Origin of the sequence: Pseudomonas sp. CM27 (assembly GCF_013179515.1) — a bacterium.
Taxonomy (GTDB): Bacteria; Pseudomonadota; Gammaproteobacteria; order Pseudomonadales; family Pseudomonadaceae; genus Aquipseudomonas.
This window is the reverse complement of sequence record NZ_JABMCN010000224.1, coordinates 1-10265: the sequence shown is the minus strand read 5'-3', so window position 1 is coordinate 10265 and position 10265 is coordinate 1. Positions and strand designations below refer to the sequence as shown.

7 protein-coding genes are annotated in these 10265 nt (G+C 65.8%); 5 read left to right on the top strand and 2 right to left on the bottom strand.

Going from position 1 to position 10265, the window contains the following annotated elements; translation table 11 throughout:
- Positions 1–46: 46 nt before the first annotated feature.
- Positions 47–523 carry a sigma-70 family RNA polymerase sigma factor gene (locus HP547_RS22970; RefSeq protein ID WP_172226161.1) on the bottom strand — a complete coding sequence of 159 codons (477 nt, stop codon included), beginning with the start codon at positions 521–523 and terminating at the stop codon, positions 47–49.
- A 260-nt stretch (positions 524–783) separates the two neighbouring features.
- Here HP547_RS22970 and HP547_RS22965 point away from each other — a divergent pair, with 260 nt between their 5' ends.
- Genes HP547_RS22965 through HP547_RS22955 form a run of 3 tightly spaced genes read left to right on the top strand, consistent with a single transcriptional unit; the run spans position 784 to position 5337 of the window.
- Positions 784–1956 (top strand): efflux RND transporter periplasmic adaptor subunit, encoded by a 1173-nt coding sequence (locus tag HP547_RS22965; protein WP_172287551.1) that lies wholly within the window; start codon positions 784–786, stop codon positions 1954–1956.
- Complete coding sequence (locus HP547_RS22960) at positions 1957–3921, top strand: MacB family efflux pump subunit (protein ID WP_172226167.1); 1965 nt, start codon at positions 1957–1959, stop codon at positions 3919–3921.
- Positions 3922–3924: 3 nt separating this feature from the next.
- Positions 3925–5337 (top strand): efflux transporter outer membrane subunit, encoded by a 1413-nt coding sequence (locus HP547_RS22955; protein ID WP_172287549.1) that lies wholly within the window; start codon positions 3925–3927, stop codon positions 5335–5337.
- A 164-nt stretch (positions 5338–5501) separates the two neighbouring features.
- Here the strand turns inward: HP547_RS22955 and HP547_RS22950 are convergent, their stop codons facing one another.
- Complete coding sequence (locus HP547_RS22950) at positions 5502–7121, bottom strand: PvdJ/PvdD/PvdP-like protein (protein ID WP_172287547.1); 1620 nt, start codon at positions 7119–7121, stop codon at positions 5502–5504.
- Between the two features lie 187 nt (positions 7122–7308).
- Between HP547_RS22950 and HP547_RS22945 the strand changes: the two genes are divergently transcribed.
- Entirely contained in the window at positions 7309–8655 is a 1347-nt protein-coding gene (locus HP547_RS22945; RefSeq protein WP_172287545.1) for a dipeptidase, read from the top strand.
- 16 nt (positions 8656–8671) lie between these two features.
- Complete coding sequence (locus HP547_RS22940; RefSeq protein WP_172287542.1) at positions 8672–9964, top strand: aminotransferase class V-fold PLP-dependent enzyme; 1293 nt, start codon at positions 8672–8674, stop codon at positions 9962–9964.
- Positions 9965–10265: the final 301 nt, after the last annotated feature.

Below are 10265 nucleotides of genomic sequence, written 5' to 3'. Positions count from 1 at the left end.
TCAAGTGATTGACTGACGGAATTTTCATTTCGCTTTAACTCGGCAATCAGGATTCCCACTCACGCATGCGCACCCTGCAGTGCTTCATGGCATTGACGATGTGCTTTTCCACCACGCTGCGGGACACGCCCAGGTGTTCGGCAATCTGCTGGTGCGACAGGCCTTCGAGCTTGCGCAGCAAAAAACATTCGCGGCACACCTGGCCCAGTTCATCCAGCGCGCGCTGCATCAGCGCCAGGCGCTGATCGAGCTGCATGTCATGCGTGAGCGCCGGGCTGTGCCAGCGCTCGTCGCTGTCCAGCACCTCCAGCGGCTCGGACTGGCGCACCAGATGGCGCCGATGGCGGTCGACCACCAGGTTGAGCGCGGTGCGGTAGAGGAAGGCGCGCGGGTGCTCGATGCGCTCGGCGTCAGTGCGCTCCAGCACCCGCAGGTAAGCATCGTGCGCCACGTCCTCGGCGGCCTGGCGACTGCCCAGGCGGGCGGAGAGGAAGCCCACCAGTTCGCGATAATAATGTTCCACGACGTTACCTGAGATCGTCCTGCCAGCTTATGCCCGAAAATCCTTTCAGGCGGCAACGCGGGACCGAGTGATGTCAACGTGCGATCTTACAAATTATAATTATTCTCAGCAACAGGGGTGTGTCTGAAGAGGTTTGCCGCCACGAAGTTGTCAGCCCCAACCCGACATCCGCTAAATCCCCCCCTCCCGCTCTCGTCTATCTGGCACCCGGTCCGCGCCTGCCACCCGCGCGTACCCACACCCCTCGGCTGGATGTCTGCATGAGACCTTTAACCAACACCCGTCGCCGTGTCCTGCTCACCGGCCTGGGCCTGCTCGGCCTTGGCAGCCTGCTGGCCTGGAAGACCCTGCCCTACGGCGCGCAGCCGCTGAGCACGGTTGCCGTGACCCGCGCCGACATCGAAAGCAGCGTAACAGCGCTGGGCACCCTGCAGCCGCGGCGCTACGTGGACGTTGGCGCACAAGCGTCCGGGCAGATCCACAAGCTGCACGTCGAAGTCGGCGACACGGTGCGCAAAGGCGAACTGCTGGTCGAGATCGACCCCTCCACCCAGCAGGCGCGGCTGGATGCCGGGCGCTTCTCGATCGATAACCTCAAGGCCCAGCTGGCCGAGCAACGTGCCCAGTACCTGCTGGCCCAACAGCAGCTCAAGCGCCAGCGCGACCTGGCCGCCGCCGGCGCCACCCGTGACGAGGACGTGCAAACCGCCGCCGCCCAGCTGAAAGTCACCCAGGCGCGCATCGACATGTTCCAGGCGCAAATCCGCCAGGCCCAGGCCAGCCTGCGCAGCGACGAGGCGGAACTGGGCTACACGCGTATCTACGCGCCCATGGACGGCACGGTGGTGGCGGTGGATGCCCGTGAAGGGCAAACCCTCAACGCCCAGCAACAGACGCCGTTGATCCTGCGCATTGCCAAGCTCTCGCCGATGACCGTATGGGCCCAGGTGTCGGAGGCCGACATCGGCAAGGTACAACCGGGCATGACCGCCTACTTCACTACCCTGGCCGGCGGCAAGCGCCGCTGGACCAGCACCGTGCGGCAGGTGCTGCCGATCCCGCCCAAACCGCTGGAGCAGTCCAGCCAGGGTGGCGGCAGCCCGGCCAGCGTCAGCAATGGCAGCGCCGGCAGCCAGGTAGTGCAGTACAGCGTGTTGCTGGATGTCGACAACCCGGACGGGGCGCTGATGGCCGAGATGACCACCCAGGTGTTCTTTGTTGCAGGCCAGGCCAGCCAGGTGCTGACCGTGCCACTGGCGGCGCTGGAGGACGGCGACGACCTGCGCCTGGCGCATGTGCTTACCGGCGAGGGCAAAGTGGTGCAGCGCCAGGTACGCACCGGCCTCAGCGACCGCCTGCGAGTGCAGGTGCTGGAGGGGCTCGACGAAGGCGAGCGCCTGGTCATTGGCGCCCCTGGCGTGAGCGGAGGCTGAATGAGCACGCCATTGATCGAGCTGGTCGACATCCGCAAGTCCTACGGCGGCGTCGAAACGCCCAAGGTCGACATCCTTCACGGCATCAGCATGCGCATCCACCCCGGTGAGTTCGTCGCCATCGTCGGTGCCTCGGGCTCTGGCAAGTCGACCCTGATGAACATTCTTGGCTGCCTCGACCGGCCTACCTCCGGCAGCTACCGGTTTGCCGGCAGGGACGTGGCCGAACTGGACAGCGACGAACTGGCCTGGCTGCGCCGCGAAGCGTTTGGCTTCGTGTTCCAGGGCTACCACCTGATCCCCTCGGGCTCGGCTCAGGAAAACGTGGAAATGCCGGCCATTTATGCCGGCATCGACGCCAGCGAACGCCACGCCCGCGCCAGCGCCCTGCTCGGCCGGCTGGGATTGGCCAGCCGCACCGGCAACCGCCCGCACCAGTTGTCTGGCGGCCAGCAACAACGAGTGTCGATTGCCCGCGCGCTGATGAACGGCGGCCATATCATCCTCGCCGACGAGCCCACCGGCGCCCTCGACAGCCACAGCGGCACCGAGGTGATGGCGCTGCTCGACGAACTGGCCAGCCAGGGCCACGTGATCATCCTGATCACCCACGACCGCGAAGTGGCGGCGCGGGCGCAGCGGGTGATCGAGATCCGTGATGGCCTGGTCATCAGCGACTCGGCCGCCGAGCAACGCCCCGCCGACACCGGCCAAGGGCTGCAGGCCGACCAGCTGCGCCAGCGCCTGGACCGTGGCGCAACCTTGCGCGGGGCGTGGAAAGGCGAGTTGATCGAAGCCCTGCAGGCCGCCTGGCGGGTAATGTGGGTCAACCGCTTCCGCACCGCCCTGACCCTGCTGGGCATCGTCATCGGCGTGGCCTCGGTGGTGGTCATGCTGGCGGTGGGCGAAGGCAGCAAGCGCCAGGTGATGGCGCAGATGGCCGCCTTCGGCTCCAACATCCTCTACCTCAACGGCAAACCGGCCAGCCTGGGTGAACAGGCCGGCACCATCACCCTGGATGATGTCGCCGCCATCGGCCAGCTGCCGCAGGTCAGGCACGTGATGCCGGTGATCGGCGAAAAGATGATGGTGCGCCATGGCAACAGCAGCCAGCGGTTCTACGTGGGCGGCAACAACACCTGGTTTCCCGAGATTTTCAACTGGCCAGCGGTCGAAGGCAGCTTCTTCACCGACGCCGACGAGCGCAACGGCGCGGCAGTGGCGGTGATCGGCCAGAAAGTGCGGGAAAAGATGCTCGAGCCCGGGCGCGATCCGCTGGGGCAGTACATCCTGATCGGCAATGTGCCGTTTCAGGTAGTCGGCATCCTGGCCGGCAAGGGCGCCAGCTCGGGCGACCAGGACAGCGACGGGCGCATCGCGGTGCCCTACTCCGCCGCCGCCATCCGCCTGTTCGGCCAGCGCGACCCGGACTACATCACTGTCTCGGCCATCGACTCTACCCGCGTAAACGAAGCCGAAGCGGCCATCGAGCGGCTGTTGCGCCAGCGCCACAACGGCCGCCAGGATTTCGAGCTGACCAACGATGCGGCACTGATCCAGGCCGAAGCGCGCACGCAGAACAGCCTGTCGCTGATGCTTGGGGCGATCGCAGCCATTTCGCTGCTGGTGGGCGGTATCGGCGTGATGAACATCATGCTGATGACCGTGCGCGAGCGTACCCGGGAAATCGGTATCCGCATGGCAACCGGTGCACGCCAGCGCGACATCCTGCGCCAGTTCCTCAGCGAAGCGGTGATGCTGTCGATGGTCGGCGGCCTGGCCGGCATCGTCCTGGCCCTGGCCATCGGCGGTGGCCTGATGCTGGCCGAAGTGGCGGTGGCCTTTGCCCTGCCCGCCATGCTCGGCGCGTTCGCCTGCGCCGTCGTCACCGGCATCGTGTTCGGCTTCATGCCGGCACGCAAGGCCGCCCGCCTTGACCCGGTCAAAGCCCTTACCAGCGAATAGCCCATGACATTGCCCAGCCGCATCAGCCTGTTGACCTTGTGCCTGCCCCTGTGTGCAACAATTGCCGCCTGCAGCACACCGCCCACACCCGCCAGTGGCATCGCCGCGCCGCCCGCCTGGCGAGGCGGCACATCGGCGTCGGCACAACGGCCGACAACAAAATGGTGGCATGCCTTCGCCAGCCGAGAGCTGGACCGTCTGGTGCAGCGGGCCCTGCTCAATGCCCACGACCTGGCCGCCGCCACCGCGCGGGTACGCCAGGCACAGGCGCGGGCGGTGATTGCTGGCGCGCCTTTGCTGCCAGAGCTGCAACTGGGCCTGAATGGTGAACGCCAACGCCTGCTGCACGGCGATGGCAACGACCAGCTCGACGTCAGCCGCAACCAACCCACCAGTACCTCGTTCGACATGCAGCTCAGCGCCAGCTACGAAATCGACTTCTGGGGCGGCCTGCGCGCGACCCGCGACAGCGCCTTGCGCACGCTTGATGCCAGCCGCCTGGACCGCAAGACCGTAGAGCTGACGCTGGTCAGCGCGGTCGCCGACAGCTACCTGCAAGGGCTGGCCCTGGAACAGCAGTTGCGCATTGCCCGCCTTAACCTGCGCAACGCCCAGGACGTACTGAAGCTGGTCGAGGCGCGCCAGCGCAGCGGTTCTGCGACCCGCCTGGAGCTGGCCCAGCAGCGCAGCCTGGTCGCCACCCAGCAACGTCAGCTGCCGCTGCTGGAACAGAAATGGCAGGACAGCCGGGTCACCCTGGCGACCCTGCTCGGCGACCCCGTGCAGTCGCTGCCCGCCAGCCAGGAGGCGATCGATGCGCTGCAATGGCCGGCCATAGGCAGCGGCGTGCCCAGTGAACTGCTCACCCGTCGCCCGGACATTGCCGCGGCAGAAGCACGGCTGGCTGCAGCCAGTGCCAACGTGCAGGTCGCCCGCGCCGCCATGCTGCCCAAGCTTACCCTTGGGGCCAACCTGGGGGCTGGCGCCAACACCTTTGCGCATTTGTTCGACAGTTCCTACTACACCCTCACCAGTGGCCTGGTCGCACCCATCTTCAACAATGGCCGGCTGCGCGCCGCGCGCCAGCTGGCCGAAGCCGAGCAGGCGGAGCTGTTGGAGGCCTACCGCAGCAGCATCCTCGCCGGGTTTGCCGATGTGGAGAAAGCGCTTAATGCGATCCAGGGCGTGGACCGCCAGCGGCAGTGGCAGGATGAAGAGCTGGATCAGGCGCGGCTGGCGTTCGACCTGGCGCAGCAACGCTATGGGGCGGGGGCCGAAACCCTGCTGACCGTGCTGGAGACCCAGCGCACCTTGTATGTGGCACAAGACCAGCAGGCGCAACTGCGGCTGGCGCGGTTGCAGGGTAGCGTGGCGCTTTACAAGGCGCTGGGGGGCGGGTGGGAGGTTGGGCGGTAGGGTTCATCGACCACATTGCCGGCAGGCCGGTTCTCATAGGGACCGCATCAGGGCTGACAGGCGCTGAATATACCAAGGCATACACCTGACAGCCCTGATGCAACCTGCACATACCATGGAATTCCCCACAGGTACGGCAGCGATAGCCCCAAAACAGCCCGTAGCTAAGCTCGAACCTTCAGATTGCGCGCATACCACGGCCGCTGCGGCACCCTGTGCCGCAGCTTGTCGAACAGGCCTTCATCGCTGTAGATGATGCGCAATGCCAACTTCATGGTCTCCGGGTCCATCTCCACGCTGCGCCCCGGCCGCAGCCCTGGCACCGTCGAACACCCGTGGGTATCCGGCCCCAGCCACGGGTCCGCCACTTCCACCCAGCGCCCCGGCGCAAACCAGGGCACGCCGTTGACCTCAAGGCGCCGCACCTCACCGGGGTGAAGCCGTTCATGGGCACGGAACCAGTCCTCGATGCGGTCGTCTATCCAGCCGTGAAAATGCCAGAACACCGGGTTTACATGGGATGAAAACGGGTCGCCAAGAAAGTCGTTTTCCGCCGCGAACCAGCGCTCGGCAAAGTCATCCGGCGTGCGTGCCGTCGGCACCGGCATGCCGTTGGAGGGGTCACGCGGCACCGAGGCCCAGCGCATGTGCAGCCAGTCGTGCAGGCCCAGCTCCACCTCCGAGCCGAACTGGCCCAGGGTCAGGGTGCTGAGGTAGTCCGGGTCGGTGTAGCGCGACTCCCAGACCTGGAAGTTGCCGTGGAAGGTGTCCGGGGTCTTGATGTCGCGCACCCACTGGGTGTATTCCCCGTCACCGCTGGCCAGCCAGGTCGGCGGCAAGGCAGTGCCGTCATGGTTGTCGAAGTAGCGGGCAAAGCCTGCGCGGTCACGCTCGAGCTCGGGTTGCGGCAGCGGAAAACGCGTCCATGAGGGCAAGTCTTGCAAGGCTCGGGCGCTGCCGAGCATGTGCCGGTGCATGAAGAAAAAGTCCTCGCCCGAGCCGTTGCGGTCTTTGTGCCGGCCACGTGCGTCACGCTCGTGGTCTCGTGGCCCTGGCTGCCAGCCCAGGCCGCGCAGCGCGCCCTGCTTGTCCTTGTCCAGCTTGTGCCATTTGTCCCGCGACGAATGCCACAGCTGGTGGAACAGGCGATGCTCCGGGGCGATCAGCCGGGCCAGCAGTACCGGGTTGAGCGGGGTACGCTCGCGCGCCTCGGGGAAGGTGCGCTTCACGGCCAGGAAACGGTTGTCCTGCACGGGCAACGACAGTGCGCGGTCCATGCATGCGATGCGCCCGTTGAGGCTTGCCGGGCCGGCGTTGCCGAAACGCCCCCAGACCTGATCGAGCACAATATGGCATTCATAGCGGGCCTGCGCCTGACCGGTTTCGAACAGGCGCCAGCGCAAGCGGCCTGGGGTGTCTGCCAGCAAGTCGCCGACCACCCGGTAACGCGGCTGCGCATCGCCGCGCAAGCGTTCGGGGGTATCCAGGTAGCCGCGCAGGGCGCGGCCGCTGGCGGCCACGTCGAGGAACAGTTCCAGTTCGCCCATGGGCAAGCCATGCAGGTCTGCGTCCTTGCCCTGCATGGTCCAGCGCCAGATGCCGCGCAAGGTGTCGCCCAGCTGCTGCAGCCCGGTATCGGCCAGCTCGACGACGGCCTCGCCAGGGGTTTCCGGGAACTCCTCGGCGGCCCGCTGGCGTTGCACATACAGTGCACCCAGCGCACCGGGCACCACCACACCCGTCAATGCCACACCGGCGATGAAACCGCGTCGGGAAATCGTCATTGCATACCTGTGCATTCATTGCGGCCATGGAGCACGGCCCGTCCAAGGCTAGAACGTTGCGGGGGCGACGAAATTTAACGGCGCAGCGCCCCTGTCACTGGCTAAATTTCCCGGCTGCGGGCTCGTTCCCTCCAGGTAGCGGCGGCCTCTGTGCCCATCCCTCGACGGTGAACCTACTGAGACCAAGATGACGACTCCACGCTGGAAGAAAGCCCTGTTTATCAGCCTGGCCGCGGCAGTTGCCGCAGGGGCCGGGTTCGCCGCCTGGCACTACTTCGCCACACCCGCTGGCTACTCGCGCGAGGTGACCCGCCAGGCCAACGACCTGCAGCAACGCATCATCTCGTTCGATAGCCATATCACCCTGCCGCTGGCCTTCGGCACCGCAGGCAGCGAAGCCGACAAGGACGGCGATGGCCGCTTCGACCTGGCCAAGGCTGCGCGCGGGCGCTTGTCGGGCGCGGCCCTGACCATCTTCGCCTGGCCCGAGTCCTGGACCGGCAGCGGCGGCCCGCACCGCCCTACCCCGGGCTTCGTCGAGGCTGCCCGGCATACCCAGGAAGTGCGCTTCAACGCCATCAGCGCCATGGTCCGCGACTTCCCGCAGCAGGTCGGCATCGCCTACACACCGCAAGACATGCGGCGCCTGCACGGCGAAGGCAAGTTCGCGGTGTTCCTCAGCATGCTCAACGCCTACGCGCTGGGCGATGACATCGATCAACTCGACCGCTGGGCCGCGCGCGGCGTGCGCATGTTCGGCTTCAGCTACGTGGGCAACAACAGCTGGGCCGACTCTTCGCGCCCGCTGCCGTTCTTCAATGATACTGCCGATGCACTGGACGGCCTTTCGCCGGTCGGCAAGCGTGCCGTACAGCGGCTGAACGACCTGGGCGTGATCATCGATGTGTCGCAGATGTCGAGCAAGGCGCTGGTCCAGGTGGTCGCCCTCAGCCGCGCACCGGTGGTGGCTTCGCACTCGGCGCCGCGGGCGATGGTCGACATCGACCGCAACCTCTCCGACAAGGAGCTGCAGCTGATCAAGGACAGTGGCGGCGTGGTCCAGCTGGTGGCCTTCTCCACCTACCTCAAGCCCCTGAGCAGCAACACCCAGGACAAGCTCAACGCGCTGCGTGCCCGCTACGCCCTGCCACCGCTGGCCAACCTCAACTACGCACTGATGCCCGGCGATCCGGTGATTGCCGGCTGGCCCGAGCCGAAGGTGGGCCAGTATGCCAACGAGCTGTACGGCATTCTCGACGAAGAGCCGCCAGCCACCCTCAAGGACTTTGGCGACGCCATCGACTACACGGTGCGCAAGGTGGGTATCGACCATGTCGGCCTGAGTTCGGACTTCAACGAAGGCGGCGGCATCGACGGCTGGCATGACGCCAGCGAGGCACGCAATGTCACCGCCGAGCTGATCAGCCGCGGCTACTCGGAGGCGGATATCACCAAGCTCTGGGGCGGCAATTTCCTGCGGGTGTGGGAACAGGTACAGCGCACCGCGCAGCCTGTGGCCACTTCGTCTCCATAACTCGTCGAGCACAGCCATGAACGATCGCCGCACCTTTCTCAAGCAGGCTGGCCTGCTGGCTGCCGCCCTGCCCTTGAGCGGCCCGGGCGGATTGCTGCCTGCAGCCCACGCAGCGCCTGCGAAACCGCTCACGGGCGATAACTGGGCCGGCTTTCGCGAGCTGTTCGAGCTGGACCCGGGCTATGCGCACTTCGCCAACTTCCTGATCACCTCACACCCCAGGCCGGTACGCGAAGCCATCGAGGCCCTGCGTGCCCGCTTCGACCGTCACCCGGCACAGATGGTCGACTGGGACAGCCAGTCCGAGTGGAAGCACGAAGCCGCCGTGCGCGAGTCGGCCGCCCGCTACCTCGAAGTGACACCCCGGCAGATCGCCCTGACCGGCAGCACCACTGAAGGCCTCGGGCTGATCTATGGCGGGCTGAAGATTGCCCCAGGGCAGGAAATTCTCACCACCGTGCACGAACACTCGGCAGCCCGCCATACCATGGGTTTTCGCACTACCCGCGATGGCACGCCAGTGCACCGGTTGCGCTTGTTCGAAGAACCGGCCAAGGTCAGTACCGACCAGGTGCTGGCAACGATTGCGGCTGCCATCGGGCCGAAAACCAGGGTACTGGGGATGACCTGGGTCCACTCGGGCAGCGGTGTGAAGCTGCCAGTGGGCGAAATAGGCAAGCTAGTGCGCGAGGTCAATCGCCAGCGTGACGAACAGGACCAGATTATCTACGTGATTGACGGGGTGCACGGCTTTGGCGTTGAAGACGTGCGCTTCGCCGACTTCAATTGCGATTACTTCATCGCCGGCACGCACAAATGGATGTTCGGCCCGCGAGGCACCGGGATCATCTGTGCAGCCTCCAGCGAAATGAAGCTACTGACGCCGACCATTGCCTCGTTTTCGGAGAATGAAGATTTCGCCACGATCATGACGCCAGGCGGTTATCACGCGTTCGAGCACCGCTGGGCGCTGGGCAAGGCGTTCGATTTGCACCTGCAGCTCGGCAAGGCGGCAGTGCAGGCGCGTATCCATGGGCTGAACGGCGTCCTCAGGCAGCGGCTTGAGGCACTGCCGGGGATTGAACTGGTCACCCCGCGCAGTGCCCGCTATTCGGCGGGTTTTACCTTCTTCCGGGTCAAGGGGGAGGATGCCGATGAGGTGGCCAAGTACCTCAACAGCCAGCGCATCGTTGTGGATGCAGTGTCGCGGGATGCCGGGCCGGTGGTGCGTACGGCGCCTGGCCTGCTGAATACCGAGGCTGAAATCGAGCGGTTGGTGGATGTATTGGCGCGACGTGTTCGCGGGTGATGCCCTGGGCGGGCGCGTTGCGGCTTCAAGCTTCAAGCTTCAAGCTTCAAGCTTCAAACTTCAAGCCATGGGCATCAACACCAAGTTGACATTCATTAGCGAGGGTGGCGCTAAGTCACCTTTCCGCCCTTACGGCGGGTCACTTTTGTCTTGGCAAAAGTAACCAAAACCGCCCGCTCCCATCATCCGGCCCCTACGCTGCGCTTCGGGGTCCCCTCACTCCGGCCTTGCTCCCGGGAGGACCGCGCTGCAGGCCCCATCCTGGGGCCCAGCGCTTGACGGGCATCCATGCCCGTCACCT